General features: G+C 62.7%; 17 protein-coding genes. 8 read left to right on the top strand and 9 right to left on the bottom strand.

Translation table 11 applies throughout. The annotated features are described in order from the left end of the window. Positions 1-8: 8 nt before the first annotated feature. Positions 9-998 carry an aldo/keto reductase gene (locus ACP3TA_RS21350; RefSeq protein ID WP_206196307.1) on the top strand — a complete coding sequence of 330 codons (990 nt, stop codon included), beginning with the start codon at positions 9-11 and terminating at the stop codon, positions 996-998. Here ACP3TA_RS21350 and ACP3TA_RS21345 read toward each other — a convergent pair. Beyond that, positions 995-1,888, bottom strand: coding sequence for a LysR family transcriptional regulator (locus ACP3TA_RS21345; RefSeq protein ID WP_142003286.1), 894 nt, complete (start codon positions 1,886-1,888; stop codon positions 995-997). The genes ACP3TA_RS21350 and ACP3TA_RS21345 overlap by 4 nt on opposite strands. Positions 1,889-2,060: 172 nt before the next feature. Between ACP3TA_RS21345 and ACP3TA_RS21340 the strand changes: the two genes are divergently transcribed. Further along, the gene (locus tag ACP3TA_RS21340) at positions 2,061-2,456 is read left to right on the top strand and encodes a (R)-mandelonitrile lyase (RefSeq protein ID WP_033643630.1); all 396 of its coding nucleotides are present in this window, start codon (positions 2,061-2,063) and stop codon (positions 2,454-2,456) included. Positions 2,457-2,462: 6 nt separating this feature from the next. Here ACP3TA_RS21340 and ACP3TA_RS21335 read toward each other — a convergent pair whose 3' ends face one another. From ACP3TA_RS21335 to gabD, 3 genes are all read right to left on the bottom strand, one after another. Then, a complete protein-coding gene (locus tag ACP3TA_RS21335) occupies positions 2,463-2,831 on the bottom strand; it encodes a glyoxalase superfamily protein (protein WP_162997208.1) in 369 nt (122 codons plus the stop codon). A 22-nt stretch (positions 2,832-2,853) separates the two neighbouring features. Beyond that, complete coding sequence (locus tag ACP3TA_RS21330; protein WP_122016267.1) at positions 2,854-3,267, bottom strand: GyrI-like domain-containing protein; 414 nt, start codon at positions 3,265-3,267, stop codon at positions 2,854-2,856. 98 nt (positions 3,268-3,365) lie between these two features. Then, positions 3,366-4,841 carry an NADP-dependent succinate-semialdehyde dehydrogenase gene (gene gabD, locus ACP3TA_RS21325; protein WP_122016268.1) on the bottom strand — a complete coding sequence of 492 codons (1,476 nt, stop codon included), beginning with the start codon at positions 4,839-4,841 and terminating at the stop codon, positions 3,366-3,368. A 211-nt stretch (positions 4,842-5,052) separates the two neighbouring features. On the opposite strand from gabD, the gene ACP3TA_RS21320 reads away from it, so the two are divergent. Beyond that, entirely contained in the window at positions 5,053-5,268 is a 216-nt protein-coding gene (locus tag ACP3TA_RS21320) for a glycogen synthase (RefSeq protein ID WP_004935234.1), read from the top strand. Between the two features lie 42 nt (positions 5,269-5,310). Here ACP3TA_RS21320 and ACP3TA_RS21315 read toward each other — a convergent pair whose 3' ends face one another. Together ACP3TA_RS21315 and ACP3TA_RS21310 are read right to left on the bottom strand one after the other, a co-directional pair. Further along, positions 5,311-6,225 (bottom strand): pyridoxamine 5'-phosphate oxidase family protein, encoded by a 915-nt coding sequence (locus ACP3TA_RS21315; RefSeq protein WP_033650796.1) that lies wholly within the window; start codon positions 6,223-6,225, stop codon positions 5,311-5,313. Between the two features lie 4 nt (positions 6,226-6,229). Continuing rightward, positions 6,230-6,847, bottom strand: coding sequence for a glutathione S-transferase family protein (locus ACP3TA_RS21310; protein WP_060660543.1), 618 nt, complete (start codon positions 6,845-6,847; stop codon positions 6,230-6,232). 98 nt (positions 6,848-6,945) lie between these two features. Here ACP3TA_RS21310 and ACP3TA_RS21305 point away from each other — a divergent pair, with 98 nt between their 5' ends. The 5 genes from ACP3TA_RS21305 (at position 6,946) to ACP3TA_RS21285 (ending at position 11,839) form a co-directional block, all read left to right on the top strand. Continuing rightward, entirely contained in the window at positions 6,946-7,857 is a 912-nt protein-coding gene (locus ACP3TA_RS21305; protein ID WP_122016269.1) for a LysR family transcriptional regulator, read from the top strand. 147 nt (positions 7,858-8,004) lie between these two features. Continuing rightward, positions 8,005-8,802, top strand: a complete 798-nt coding sequence (locus ACP3TA_RS21300) for an alpha/beta hydrolase (RefSeq protein ID WP_060660544.1) — start codon at positions 8,005-8,007, stop codon at positions 8,800-8,802. A 1-nt stretch (position 8,803) separates the two neighbouring features. Further along, complete coding sequence (locus tag ACP3TA_RS21295; protein ID WP_046687377.1) at positions 8,804-9,175, top strand: RidA family protein; 372 nt, start codon at positions 8,804-8,806, stop codon at positions 9,173-9,175. A gap of 58 nt (positions 9,176-9,233) precedes the next feature. Next, a complete protein-coding gene (locus ACP3TA_RS21290) occupies positions 9,234-10,421 on the top strand; it encodes an aromatic amino acid transaminase (RefSeq protein ID WP_122016271.1) in 1,188 nt (395 codons plus the stop codon). A 20-nt stretch (positions 10,422-10,441) separates the two neighbouring features. Continuing rightward, the gene (locus ACP3TA_RS21285) at positions 10,442-11,839 is read left to right on the top strand and encodes an amino acid permease (protein WP_426784424.1); all 1,398 of its coding nucleotides are present in this window, start codon (positions 10,442-10,444) and stop codon (positions 11,837-11,839) included. Between the two features lie 37 nt (positions 11,840-11,876). Here ACP3TA_RS21285 and paaY read toward each other — a convergent pair whose 3' ends face one another. The 3 genes from paaY to paaK form a co-directional block, all read right to left on the bottom strand. Continuing rightward, the gene (gene paaY / locus ACP3TA_RS21280) at positions 11,877-12,473 is read right to left on the bottom strand and encodes a phenylacetic acid degradation protein PaaY (RefSeq protein WP_033643617.1); all 597 of its coding nucleotides are present in this window, start codon (positions 12,471-12,473) and stop codon (positions 11,877-11,879) included. Between the two features lie 12 nt (positions 12,474-12,485). After that, positions 12,486-13,424, bottom strand: coding sequence for a phenylacetic acid degradation operon negative regulatory protein PaaX (gene paaX / locus ACP3TA_RS21275; protein WP_046687375.1), 939 nt, complete (start codon positions 13,422-13,424; stop codon positions 12,486-12,488). 78 nt (positions 13,425-13,502) lie between these two features. Then, positions 13,503-14,810 carry a phenylacetate--CoA ligase PaaK gene (paaK, locus tag ACP3TA_RS21270; protein ID WP_016927188.1) on the bottom strand — a complete coding sequence of 436 codons (1,308 nt, stop codon included), beginning with the start codon at positions 14,808-14,810 and terminating at the stop codon, positions 13,503-13,505.

Here is a 14,810-nt window from a genome sequence, read left to right as displayed (position 1 = left end):
GAGTGAAGATGCAAACACGCAAATTGGGGCGCGAAGGGCTGGAAGTCTCGGCGTTGGGGTTGGGCTGTATGGGACTGAGCTTTGGTTACGGCCCGGCCACCGACAAACGGCAGGCGGTCGATCTGATCCGTGCCGCGGTTGACGAGGGCGTGACGTTCTTCGATACCGCCGAGATTTATGGTCCGTTCACGAACGAGGAATTGTTGGGCGAAGCGCTGGCGCCGGTGCGCGATCGGGTCGTCATCGCCACCAAGTTCGGTTTCGATCTGCCGCAGCCGGCGGGGCAGCAGGTGTTGAACAGCCGTCCGGAGCATATTCGCCAGGCGGTGGAAGGCTCGTTGAAGCGCCTGCGGATAGAGACGATCGATTTGCTGTATCAGCACCGTGTCGATCCTGAGGTGCCTATCGAGGAGGTGGCCGGTACGGTGCAGCAACTGATTCGCGAAGGGAAAGTGAAGTATTTCGGCCTGTCGGAAGCCGGTGCGCAAACCATTCGGCGAGCTCACGCGGTGCAGCCGGTCACGGCGCTGCAAAGCGAATATTCGCTGTGGTGGCGCGAACCGGAGCGTGAAATCTTGCCGACGCTGGCAGAGCTGGGCATCGGTCTGGTGCCGTTCAGCCCGCTCGGCAAGGGCTTTCTCACCGGCGCCATTACCGAGGACACCACCTTTGACGGCGGCGATTTTCGCAACGTGGTGCCGCGCTTCAGCGCCGAAGCGCGCCGGGCCAATCAGGCGCTGGTGAGCGTGCTGGGGCAGATAGCGCAGCGCAAAGGTGTGACGCCGGCGCAGATCGCCCTGGCCTGGCTGCTGGCCCAGCAGCCGTGGATCGTGCCGATCCCGGGAACCACCAAGCGTCACCGGCTGGAAGAAAACCTTGCGGCGGCGTCGGTGGTGTTGGCGGCGGACGAAATGGGCGAGATCGAGCGTGCGCTCTCCGCTATCGATGTGATCGGCGATCGTTACCCGGCGCATCTGCAGAAGAACGTCGGGCGTTAAGCCCCGGGTCGCAGCGCCTCAATCAGCAGCGCAAAGGCGGTAGTGTGTTGCCTGCGGCTTGGATAATAGAGGTAATAACCGGGAAACGGCGGGCACCAATCGTCCAGCGCCATCAGCAAGCGACCGTCGGCCAGCGGCTCGGCGACGGTATCTTCCGGCACAAAGGCGATGCCGAGGCCGAGCTGCGCGGCGTCGATTCGCTGGCGCAGGCTGTTGAAGGTCAGTTGCCCCTCTACCCGCACTTTAATCTCCCGGCCATCGCGGGCAAATTCCCAGGCGTACAGCCCGCCGAGGGTGGGCAGGCGCATGTTGATGCAGCGATGGTTTTGCAGCGCTTGCGGCGTAGCGGGGAGGCCGTAACGGGCGAAATAGTCAGGGGAGGCGACGGGCACCATGCGCATGTCCGGCCCGATGCGCACCGCGACCATGTCCTTCGCCACCTGTTCCCCCAGCCGAATGCCGGCGTCGAATCGCCCGGCGACGATGTCGGTCAGGCTGTTGTCGACGGTGATTTCCACGTTGATATCCGGGTAATCGACGAGAAAAGTGCGCAGCACCGGCCATAGCACCGCATCCACCGCGTGTTCGCCGGCGGTGATGCGGATGTTGCCGGCGGGCCGATCGCGCATTTCACCCAGCGCGTTCAGCTCGCTTTCAATCTCCGCCAAGCGCGGGCCAATGCTGTTGAGCAGCCGCTCACCGGCCTCGGTGGGGGCGACGCTGCGAGTGGTGCGCGTGAGCAAACGCAGCGCCAGGCGTTCTTCCAGGCCGCGAATAGCGTGGCTGAGTGCCGATTGGGAAACGCCAAGCTGCGCCGCCGCTTTGGTGAAGCTGCGTTCCCTGGCGACCATCAGGAAAGCGATCAGATCGTTAAAGTTTTCTTTCAACATACCGGCACCGGAGAGCAAGGTTGGGGCGCTGTCGCGCGTAGATTTATGAATTGAGCTCATAGCTCCTTGCGCATTTTACCCGCTAGTCACCGGAAAAACACGGCGCTATCTTGGCATCACTGACTCATAACTATCAGCGTAGGTTGGAAAGCCGACGTGGAGGACACGACAGATGAAAATACAACGCAGCGGTTCTATCCCATCACAGCGCGGTTCGGCGGATTATTTTACCGGGCAGGTACGCATCGACGCGCCGTTCGCCGGTGACGCGCCGGCCAGGGTAGGCGGCGCGACCGTCACCTTCGAACCCGGCGCCCGCACGGCATGGCATACGCATCCGCTCGGCCAGACGCTGATCGTCACTCAGGGGCGCGGGTGGATCCAGATGTGGGGCGAGAAGACGCAGGAGATGCACCCCGGCGATATCGTTTGGATACCGGCCGACGTCAAACACTGGCACGGTGCGACACCGGACACCGCCATGACCCATATCGCCATCGCCGAAGCGGTGGACGGCAGCCCGGTGACCTGGCTGGAGCCGGTCAGCGAGGCGGACTACCGACCATAACGCCGATCAGGCCGGGGGGCTCTGTTCGCAAAACCGCAGGCGGTTGCCGAACGGATCGGTGAGGTTGAGCTCTTTGCCCCAGTCGACAACCTCCAGCCCCGGCCTGGCATAGCGATAGTTTTTGGCCGTGAGCTCCTGGTGCAGCGCGTCGATATCGTGCACCGGGATGAAAATGGCGGCGCCGGGCGTGCTGTCGCCATAGTGTTCGCTCAGGTGCAGCGTCAGCTCTGAGCGGGCGATCTGCATGTACAGCGGCAGATCTTCGCTGAAACGGTGCTCCCACTCCAGCGTGAAGCCGAGAAAGTCCAGATAAAACTCTTTGGCCTTATCGACCGCAAAAATGCGCAGGATCGGAATGGCGGGGGAGAAGGTGATCATCGTCGATCTCACTGTTACGTTAGCGGCAGCCGATATGGATATCGACCGCCTCGAGGCCGGTATAGGCTTCGAAGTCGGTCAGGAAGCGACGTTCGATTTCCGGGTGTTGCTCGAAGTAGGCCCAGATGGCTTGCCAGCCTGCGATAACCGCCGCCGGCATGGCGCCACGGGCCTGGAACACCAGATAGCGGCCGGGTTGGATGTGCAAACCGCTCTCTGCCGCGCTGCCGGCGGTGACGTCAAACGGCCCGCTGGCGTCGGAGGCGTAATTGGAGTAGACCCCGTAAACCGGCATGGCGGGCGACGTGGCGAAAAAGTCTGACCACAGCGCCGGGATTTTAGCCGTCTCGGGCTGGGTTTCGTCCTGATTGGTGGTTCTGATTGTCAGGCCGACGACGTAAAAACCGGGCAGGTGTACCGAGAGAGGCTGCATAGAGGCAATTCCTTTTAACCGCTGAAAAGATGCCTAAAGGTAGCAAAGGCTCCCCAAAACCGCCAGACAGGGCCCCCGCAGACGCGGGGACCCTCGCATCAGGCGTCCAAACCGCCGAGGCACAGGTATTTGATCTCGAGATAGTCTTCGATGCCGTATTTTGAGCCTTCACGGCCCAAACCGGAGTGTTTCATGCCGCCGAACGGCGCCACTTCGGTGGAGATCAGCCCTTCGTTGATGCCGACAATGCCGTACTCCAGCGCTTCGGCCACGCGCATCACCCGGCCGATGTCGCGGCTGTAGAAGTAAGCGGCCAGGCCGAACGGCGTGTCGTTAGCCAGTTCGACGGCGTCGGCTTCCTGGCTGAAGCGGATCAGGGGTGCCACCGGGCCGAACGTCTCCTCGCGGAAGATTTTCGCCGTGCGCGGCACGTCGGTCAGGATGGTCGGGCTGAAGAAATTGCCGCCCAGCGCGTCAGGCTTGCCGCCCAGCAGCACCGAGGCGCCGTGCTCGACGGCGTCGGCGATGTGCTCGCGCACTTTCTCCACCGCGTCCGGGTTAATCAACGGGCCGATGGTGACGCCGTCATCCAGGCCGTTGCCGACTTTCAGCTTGGCGACGGCGGCTTTCAGTTTGGCGGCGAAGGCATCGTATACGCCGTCTTGCACCAGAAAACGGTTGGTGCAGACGCAGGTCTGGCCGGCGTTGCGGTATTTCGAGGCGACCGCGCCGGCCACGGCGGCGTCCAGATCGGCGTCGTCAAACACGATAAACGGCGCGTTGCCGCCCAGCTCCATGCTGGTTTTCTTGATGGTGGGCGCACACTGGGCCAGCAGCTGCGCCCCCACTTCGGTGCTGCCGGTGAAGGAGAGTTTACGCACGTCCGGGTTGGCGGTGAGTTCGCCGCCGATGCCTTTGCTGGGGCCGGTTATCACGTTGCACACCCCGGCGGGCAACCCGGCGCGCTCCGCCAGCACGGCGATCGCCAGCGCCGAGAACGGCGTTTGGCTGGCGGGGCGGATCACCCCGGTGCAGCCGGCGGCCCAGCCGGGGCCGGCTTTACGGGTGATCATCGCCGCCGGGAAGTTCCACGGGGTGATGGCGGCGAACACGCCGATCGGCTCTTTTTGCACGATAATGCGGCGACCGGCCTGCGGCTGTGGAATGGTGTCGCCATACACCCGCTTGCCTTCCTCGGCGAACCATTCGATAAAGGAGGCGGCATAGGTGATTTCACCGCGGCTTTCGGCCAACGGTTTGCCCTGTTCCGCCGTCATGATGCGCGCCAGATCTTCCTGATTTTCCATCATCAGCTCAAAAAGTCGCCGCAGCTTGCCGGCGCGCTCTTTGGCGGTCAGCGCGCGCCAGGCGGGCAGCGCTTTTTTGGCGGCGGCGATGGCGCGCGCGGTTTCTTCGGCGCCGAAGGCCGGCACATGGCCGATCCGCTCGCCGTTGGCGGGGTTATGAATGGCGATCGTGCGGCCTTCCTGGGCCGGCAACCATTGCCCGTCGATGTAATTGGCCTCGCGGAACAGCGTGGGATCCTTGAGGGTGGCGCGGATACTGATGCTCATGAGTCTCTTCCTTTGCTGAGTTCAACGGAGTGGTCTATTCCATACGGCTCCCCTTTACCCTAGCAAACTTTGCCGCCGCCGTTTGCCAACGCGACGGCAAGATGGCCGTTTTCTCACTGCGCATCTTCTGTACAAAAAATATCCGCCGTCGGGTCGATACTGAAAGAGCAGGCATATGACCCTTTTCGATGTGATTAAAAGGAGTGTGCGAATGATGAAATCAGTGGACAGACATCTCGCGGCCTACGGCAGCGAAATGGATTTTTTGGCGTCGAGCATCGCCCTGATGGAATGGCAAGGGCGGCAGATTGACGCCGGGCAGGTGGCCGGCAATATGTCGGAGCAGCAAAGCCGCCTGTTCTTTGCGCGGTTGAATTATTTTCGTCAGCTTTATCAGGCCGCATCGGCGGCCGAACACAGCCTGTAATTTCCGATCCAGCCCCGCCGCCGCGGGGCTTTTCATTTCAGCTCAGCGGCGCCACACCCCGGTCGCCAGCGTCGCCGGCGAATACTCCAGATTGCGCCCTCGCCACGGCAGCGCCGCCGCAAAACGCCAGGCGCGGCGCACGTCAAACCGCCAATAGCGTTCCGCTCCTTCGACGCCGGGATCCCCTTCCGCCTGCCAGAGGATTTGCGTTTCCCCCTGCAGATGCAGCACGTCGCCGCGATCGAAATCGATGAACAGCAGCGCCGCCCGCGGTTCGGCCAGCAGATTGCCCAGCGTGTTCATGTAGCGGTTGCCGCGAAAGTCCGGCATCCACAGCGTGTCACCTTCCAGGTGGATAAAGCCGGGGCGGCCGCCGCGATGGGAAATATCCACGCCGCCCTGCGGCAGTGTCAGGTGCGCGCAGCTGGCGACGAAGCAGGTGTCCGCGGCGCGGATCAGCGCCTGCGCCGCCGCATCCAGCACGGCCAAATGCTCAACCGGCTGCGGCCGGCTGTCCACCGGGTAGAGTTCGCGGCGCTGAATGTACTGCGGGCAGTTGCCGAAGCTTTGCTGAACGAGGATTTCCACCCGGTTTTTGTCGGTGCGGCCGATGGCGCCGTTGGCGCGGTTGCGCCGCCGGTTGCTGAAATCCAGCCCCAGCGCGCCGACCGGCTTGCCGGGCAGCAACAGCGCCTGGGCGGGATCGTCGCCGCGGCGCGGCGCGCTGATGCGTAAATGCGTGTCGTCCGGCGTGCGTAAAAATCCGGGCGGGCCGGTGAACAGGGTGGCGATGGGCCAGCCTTGTTCATCCAGCGTGGCGACAAACAGGTAGGGCAGCGCGGCGAAAAACGCGCGGTGCTGATCCGGCATCGCGGGGTAGATGCCGCCGCCTACGCCGCCAAACCCGGCCAGCGTCTGTGCGCGCAGCTCATCGGGATGGAACAGTTGCGGGATCATGGCGTCAGCTCCCCGCCGGTTCCGGCAGGGCCGGCATGGCAAAGTAGCCGGGCAGTACAGCGATGCGCGCCGCCCAGCGACGTATCGCAGGGTAAGGCGACAGCGAAATGCCGCCTTCAGCCGCGACCGCCACGTAGCTGTGGCAGGCCAGATCGGCGATGGTGGGGTGTTCGGTGGCCAGGTAGTCCCGCTCGCTCAGATGCTGTTCCATCTGCGGCAGGAAACGATCGCTGACCGCCCGCGCCGCCTGATAGTCCTCCGGCACGGCGAATTGGGCGATCAGTCGGCAGGCCGCCGGGCCGTAGCGGACTTCACCGGCGGCTTTGGAAAGCCAGGCCTGCACTCGCGCCGCCGCGGCCGGCTGTTCCGGCAGCCAGTGGCTGTCCGGCGCATAGCGCTTCACCAGATAGACCAGAATGGCGTTGCTGTCGGCCAGCGTCAGATCGCCATCCTGCAAGACCGGGATCTGGCCGAACGGGTTGAGCCGGCGGAAGGCTGCGCTCTGCCGTACGTCCGCCGAGGCTTCGACCCATGCATAGGGCAGCGCCAGCATGCGCAGCAGCAACGCCACGCGATGAACGTGGCCGGAAAGCGGGGTGCCGTAGAGTGTGATGGTGGACATGGCGTTTCTCCTCAGTGCTTTTTGTCAGCATACTCTTGCGTTGAACGAGCGAAATCCGGCAATGTGGAAATTGATAATTTCAATTTTCGGAAGAATCTATGGATCGGTTAGACGAGTTGGCGATTTTCGTGGCGGTGGTGCAGCAAGGCAGCCTGGCGGCGGCCGGGCGCAAACTGCGGCGTTCGGCGCCGGCGATCACCCGGGCCATCGCCGCGCTGGAACAGCGTTTCGGCACCCGATTGGTGGAGCGCACGACCCGGCGGCTGGCGCCCACCGAGGCGGGTGCGCGGCTGTTGGAGCGCGCGCAACAGCTGCTGCAGGATTATCAGGCGGTGGTGCAGGATACCGCCGAAGCGCAGCTGAGCGGCTTGCTGCGCGTTACCTCGCCGGTGCAGTTCGGCCGCCGGTACGTGGCGCCGGTGGTGATGGCATTTCTCGATGATTACCCGCAGATGCAGATAGAAATGGTATTGAACGATCGCAATCTCGATCTGATTGACGAAGGGTTGGATATCGCGGTGCGCATCGGTCATCTGCAGGACTCTTCCCGCGTGGCGCGGCGGCTGGGGCAGGTCAGCCGGGTGACGGTCGCCAGCCCGGATTACCTGGCGCGCTGCGGTGAACCGCGATCGCCGGCGCAGCTGGCGGAGCACGCCACCATCGTCGGCACCCAGCGGCCGTCGCTGCGCGAATGGCGCTTCGGCCCGCAGGAAAACGGCGAGCGCGTGCGATTGACGCCCCGGCTGTTGCTCAACGACGTGGAAGCGCAACTGCTGGCGGTGCGCGCCGGCAAGGGCGTCGCCCGGTTGCTCTCGTATCAGGTGGCGGACGATTTGGCCGCCGGTACGCTGGTGCGGCTGTTGACGGATCATGAGCCGTTGCCGATGCCGGTACAGCTGGTGGCGCAGCATGCGCAGCACATGCCGCTGAAGGTGCGCGCCTTTTGGGATTATGCATTTGAACGGCTCAGCGCCTTGCCGCAAATTCAGCTGGACGGGCGGGGGAAATAAACGCAAAAAGTTTCATGGGTTAAACTTTTTCATTATTCATCAGGTTTTATTTTACCGGGCGCGCATTGCTGATGCGCCCGTCTTGACAATAATGTTGTCGGTGCTAATAGTTAATTCACATCTTAAATAATAAACGAAGTTTAATATATGAAACCACTTGCGGGGAGTTATGACAACGGCGCCACGGTGGATAATGAAGCGGCTATTTTGACTTCATTTCAAACCCGCAGCGCGGCTGTTTATAAACAGACGCGCCATGAAAATAATATTGCTTATGGCAACGGCGAACGCGAAACATTTGATTGGCTCTATTCTGCAAAGCAGCATCAGGGGACGTTAATTTTTATTCACGGCGGCTATTGGCAATTTTGCGATAAGGCGGATTTCGCCTTTATCGCCGCCGGGCCGCTGGCGTTGGGTTTTGACGTGGTGTTGGTGGAATATGCGCTCGCACCGGCGGTGGATCTCGACGAAATATGCCGACAGATCGGAATGGCACTGGATGCCATTCAGCGCCGCCTGCCGCCGCACTACGCCCATCCGGTTTATCTGTGCGGCCATTCCGCCGGCGGGCAGCTGGCGGCGCTCTGGCAGCAGCATGCGTTGGTGGATGCCGTCTTTCCCATTAGCGGCCTGTTCGAGCTGGCGCCGCTGCAACAAAGTTATGTCAATCGGGCGCTGCAGTTGACCACGCGGCAAATTGAAACGCTCAGCCCGGCGCGCCGCCTGCCGACGCGCGGCAAGCCGCTTACGCTGTATTACGGCGCATTGGAGCTGCCGGAACTGAGAGGTCAGTCGCAACACTATCATGCGGCGCTGCGCCAACGCGGGCTGCCGGCTGAACTGGTCGCGGTGCCAGGCGCCAACCATTTCACCATCCTGGATGCGTTGTTCGCCGCCGACGGCGCGCTGCTTCGCCAACTTGACCACCACGGGAACCACTGACATGCGCGAGATTGTAGAGACCGGGCTGCCGGATATCGGCCAGCCTTTTTCCTGGGCCACCCGGGGCGGCGGCATGCTGTTTACCGCCCATGGCCCGGTGCGGGCGGACGGCAGCATCGACACCGGCGCGCCGGAGCGACAGATTGCGCTGACCTTCGATAACCTGGCGCAGACGCTGAAGGTGGCGGGCAGCCACAGCGATAAGGTGCTGCAGGTGATCGTGTATCTTACCGACGTTAACGACGTTAAATGGCTCGATGATATTTACCGGAAATACTTTAATTATCCTTATCCCAATCGCTCCACGGTTATCGTCGAGAAATTGGTGGTGCCCGGAATGAAAATAGAAATTACCGTCAGCGCCATCGCCTGATTTAATTTCTCCTTAAGCCTGTCTTCATATTAATTCAATAACGAGTTAAGGATGCGTCATGTTTAAACAGATTGCACCTTCCGCCGCCGATCCTATTATGTCGCTGATGGAAGCCTATTTGCAGGATCCCAATCCGAAAAAAGTGAATTTAGGCATTGGGCTGTATTACGATCGGCAGGGGAATATTCCGCTGATGCAGGCGGTTGAGGCGGCCGAGCAGCGGTTGCTGGCGCTGCGCCGCCCGCACGGTTATCCGCCGATCGAAGGTTCGCCGCAGTTCGCCCGCCAGGTGCAGGCGCTGCTGTTCGGTGAGCAACAGGCGGCCGAGATCGCCACGGTGCAGACCGTCGGCGGCTCCGGCGCGTTGAAGCTGGCGGCGGATTTTTTGCGCCACTTTCTGGCGCGCGGTGAAATCTGGGTGTCCGATCCTACCTGGGCCAATCACTGGGCGATTTTCGAAGGCGCCGGGCTGCGGGTGAATACCTATCCCTACTTTGATGAAGCGGCGGGCGGCCTGCGTTTCGCCGCCATGCTCGACGCGTTGGACAGCCTGCCGCCCGGCAGCGTGGTCTTGCTGCACCCTTGTTGCCATAACCCGACCGGCACCGATCTGACGGCGGAGCAGTGGCGCGCCACGCTCGCCGTGCTGCAGCGACGCAGCCTGCTGCCGTTGTTCGATATCGCCTATCAGGGCTTCGGCGACGGGCTGGAGGAGGACTGCTTTGTATTGCGCGAAGCGCTGAAAACCGATCTGCCGTTTTTGGTCTGCAATTCGTTTTCCAAAAACGTCGCGCTGTACGGCCAGCGTCTGGGCGCGCTATCGGTGCGCTGCGCCGACGCGGAAAATGCCGCCAACGTCAAAGGGGCGTTAAAAACGCTGATCCGCCGCAGCTACTCCTGCCCGCCGACGCACGGCAGCCAGATCGTGGAAACCCTGCTCGGCGACGCTGAACTCGGCGAGCTTTGGCGCAATGAGCTGGCAGAAATGCGCTCGCGCATCAAGCAAATGCGTGAACAGCTGGCCGCCGGGCTGGCGCAGGGTGGCTCTTCGCTGGATCACCGGCGCATACGCGATCAGCGCGGCATGTTCAGCTATACCGGCCTGAACGAAGCGCAGCTGCAGACCCTGCGGCAGCGCTATGCCATCTATCTGGTCTCGCCCGGCCGCATGTGTCTGCCGGGGCTTAACCCCGGCAACATCGACTATGTGACCGCCGCGATCCTCGACGTCACCCGCACCGCCTAACTCCGCTCGGGAACCCAGCCATGCCACAGATGAATGATTTTGAGCATATCGCTCGCCGCCAGGGCGGGTTGAACAAGCATCTTACCGCCGGGCAGATGTCAATGCTGGCGATCGGCGGCGCCATCGGCACCGGGCTGTTTCTCGGCAGCGCCTACGCCATTCAGATGGCGGGGCCGTCGGTATTGCTGAGCTACCTGATCGGTGGCGTCATTGCGCTGCTGCTGATGGGCAGCCTGGCGGAAATGACCTCCGAACACCCGACGCCCGGCTCGTTCGGCGACTACGCCGAATTCTATCTCGGCCCGCTGTTCGGTTTTCTGGTGCGTTACTCTTACTGGTCTTGCGTGGTGCTGGCGGTGGGCACCGAAGTCACCGCCATCGGCATGTACATGCAGTTCTGGTTCCCGGCGACGCCGACCTGGCCGCGGGTGCTGCTGTTCTCGGCGGCGGTGATCGTTGTCAACGTGATCGGCGTGAAATCGTTCGGCCAGGTGGAATACGCGCTGTCCACCGTCAAAGTGACGGCGATCGTGGCGTTTATTCTGATCGGCATCGGCATTCTGGCGTTCTCGGGCAACCCGGCCTATGGTCTGCGCAACCTGACCGCCGGCGGCTTTATGCCGTTTGGCGTCAAGGGCATGTGGTTCGCGGTGATCGTGTCCATCTTCAGCTACCTGAGCATTGAAATGATCGCGGTGGCCGCCGGCGAGGCGAAGAATCCGGTGATTGCGGTGAAGGCGGCGTTCAAGGGCACCATCGTGCGGCTGTTCATCTTCTACATGCTGTCGATCGCCCTGATGCTGGCCATCGTGCCCTGGCGCCAGTCCGGCACCGGCGAAAGCCCGTTCCTGATGGCGATGAACGTGATCCATCTGCCCGCCGCCGCCGGTATTTTCAACTTTATCGTGCTGGTGGCGGCGCTGTCGGCAATGAACAGCCAGCTGTATATCACCACTCGCATGATGTTCTCGCTGTCGCGCGCCGGGCAGGCGCCGGCGGCGTTGGGGCGCGTCAGCCGGCGCGGTATTCCGGTCAATGCGCTGGCGATGTCGTGCATCGGTATCGTGGTGTCTATCGTGCTGAGCCTGGTGGCGCCGGAAACCTCGTTCGCCGCCATGATGTCTATCTCGGTGTATGGCGCCTGCTTTACCTGGCTGATGATTTTCGTCACCCACCTGTTCTTCCGCCGCCGGCATCGGCAGACCCACCTGAAATTTCGCATGTGGGGCTTTCCCTATACCACCTTGCTCGGCGCCGGGCTGATGGCGGCGTTGATGATCTCGACGGCGTTTACCGAATTCTTCCGCATGACGCTGTGGTTCGGTATTCCGTTCACCTTGCTGCTGATGGTGGCTTATCACTTCCAGAGCCGCCGCGCGGCTACGCCGTCGCCGTTCAAGGCGCCGGAGGTGGAGTAATAAGGGGAGGGGCTGAGGCGCATCTCAGCCCCGGGGATTAAAGCTGGCTTTTCGGGATCAGGTGGTCGCCGAAGCTCAGGCGCCGGCGGCCCGGTTCGATTTCGGTCAGCGGCGCCACTTCGTGCAGCGAGGATTTGCAGCGCTGCACCAAATCCTGATACTCGCGGGTGCCGGCGATCTTCCAGGCCAGCTCCTGTTCGGTCAGATCGCGCAGCACGCGCGCCGGGCTGCCGACCACCAGCTTGTTGGCTTCGATCACCGCCGCGGCTTTGACGAACGCCATCGCGCCGACGATGGTGTTCTCGCCGATCTCCGCACCGTCCATCACCACCGCGTTCATGCCCACCATCGCGTTGCGGCGAATGCGGCAGCCGTGCAGGATGGCGCCGTGGCCGATATGGCCGTCTTCTTCCACCACCGTGTCCTGCTGCGGGAAGCCGTGCATCACGCAGTTGTCCTGAATGTTGGCGCCGTCGCAGATCACCAGGCGGCCAAAATCGCCGCGCAGGCTGGCGTTCGGGCCGATATACACGTGTTTGCCGACGATCACGTCGCCAATCAGCACCGCCGTCGGGTGCACGTAACTGCTGGGGTCAACGACCGGCGTCAGGCCGTCAATCTGATACACAGGCATAGCGTGAGTTCCTTAACATGTAGGGTCGCGCGGCAGGCCGCCGAAGCGCCGATAGTAGCCGGCGGCCGGCGCGGGCAGGGCGCCGATGGTGGTCTCCGCCAGCGCGCTGACGTAGTCCGTCGCGGCGCGATCGACCTGCTGATAGAGATTGATGCACAGATTGCGGGCGATCTGGCCCTCCCACTGGGCGGGCAGCAGCGCGTCCGGCAGCAGCGGATCTTTCAACACCACGCGACGGAAGAAGTGAATCAATAATAGCTTAATCTGGAAACAGCGCAGCGGCGTCAGCGCCGCCGGGTCGACTTCGCGCAGCAGCGCCATCAGCGGCCGGAAAGAGACGATAAACTCATGATAACCGGCCGCTACCTCGCTCAATGACCAGCAGTCGGCCACCAGTTTCTGCAGCGTTTGCTCGGAGCGATTGTAGGGGTAATCGGCGCGGAAGTAGATCACCTGCTCGCTGGCGTTCAATTCGCCGAGCAGCGCCGTCACGTCGGTTTGCGCATGGGTGGGGGCGGCCATCAGGTTGTTGGCGATCTGCCCGAACCCGAGCCAGCCCAGCTCTTTTTTCAGCCGCGCGCGCGCGTTTTTTTCGGCGCATTCCAGTAGCAACAGCTCCCATTTGCCGTCCCAGGCGGGCTGCTCGCGCAGATAGATCTTCGATTCGGCGTGGCGGAACTGGCGCATGCCCTGCTCGGTCACGCGGTAGAAGCTGCGGCGGCCGATTTTCTCCACCGCCAGCCACCCCTCTTTCTGCAGGCGGAACACCGAGGTGCGCACGAAGCGATCGCCGAAACCGAAGGCCTCCAGCAGCGCGCTCAGGCTGCCGAGCCACACTTCGCCGCCGCGGTGGCTGAGCGCGTCGCCGTACAGCGAAATGATCAGCGACGTGCCGCTGATCGGCTGGGCGTCGACGGCATGGCGAATGAACTCATCCAGTTTATGTTCCATATTTTTCCATGGGTTAGCCTTCGATGAGCCACAACATTAACATAATTTGGGGCGGCGTCATCCGTGACGCCGTGCGCCTTAGCGCGGCCGCAGATCGACCACGCGCTGCGCCTTGCCTTCCGAGCGCGGAATATCGCCGCAGTTGGCGATGCTGACGTCGGTGCTGACGCCCACGATCGATTTGATGTGGTGGCGCAGCTGGTGGCAGATATCGCAACGCTGCTGATGGCTGAGGCTGAGCGCCGATTCTTTCAGCTCGACGCGCACCGCCAGCGTGTCCAGATGCCCGCTGCGGCTGACCTGCAGTTGATAGTGCGGCGACAGCTGCTCGAACTGCATGATCTGTTCTTCCACCTGCGACGGGAAGACGTTGACGCCGCGGATGATCAGCATGTCGTCGGAGCGGCCGGTGATCTTGCCCATGCGGCGCATCTGGCGTGCGTCGCCCGGCAGCAGCCGGGTGAGATCGCGGGTGCGGTAGCGGATCACCGGCAGCGCCTCTTTGGTCAGGGTGGTGAACACCAGTTCGCCGTGCTCGCCGTCCGGCAGGGCGATACCGGTCTCCGGGCAGATGATCTCCGGCAGGAAGTGGTCTTCCCAAATGGTGGGGCCGCCGCCGCTTTCCAGACATTCCATCGCCACGCCCGGCCCCATCACCTCCGATAGGCCGTAAATATCCAGCGCCTTGATGCCCATGCGGGTTTCGATTTCGTGGCGCAGGGCTTCGGTCCAGGGTTCGGCGCCGAACACGCCGAGCCGCAGCGAGCAGCCGCGCGCGTCGCCGCCCATTTTGCGCTCCAGTTCATCGATCAGCGTCAGGCAATAGGACGGCGTCACCATGATGATGTCGGGTTTGAAATCGAGGATCAGCTGCGCCTGGCGTTCCGTCTGGCCGCCGGACATCGGGATCACCGTGGCGCCGAGCCGCTCCGCGCCGTAGTGCGCCCCCAGGCCGCCGGTAAACAGGCCGTAACCGTAGGCGACGTGCACCTTGTCTTTGGCGGTGGCGCCGCCGGCGCGCAGGCAGCGGGCGACGATATCGGCCCAGTTATCGATGTCGCGCTGGGTGTAGCCCACCACCGTCGGGCGGCCGGTGGTGCCTGAGGAGGCGTGGATGCGCACCACCTGTTCCATCGGCACCGCGAAGGTGTCGAACGGGTAGTTGTCGCGCAGATCCTGCTTGGTGGTGTAGGGGAAGCGCGCCAGATCGCTCAGCTGCTTAAGATCGTCGGGGTGTACGCCCGCCTGATCGAACTTGCGCTTGTACATCGGCACATTGTCGTAGGCGTGGTGCAGCGTCCACTTCAAACGCGCCAACTGCAACGCTTCAATCTCATCGCGCGAGGCGAATTCGATCGTTTCGAGGGGCTGTGGATTTATTGTCAT

It is taken from the genome of Serratia sp. 2C06 (assembly GCF_050037615.1).
In the GTDB taxonomy this organism is placed as follows: domain Bacteria; phylum Pseudomonadota; class Gammaproteobacteria; order Enterobacterales; family Enterobacteriaceae; genus Serratia; species Serratia ureilytica.
Note: the sequence above shows the minus strand (reverse complement) of the source record. Positions and strands in the feature narration are given on the sequence as shown.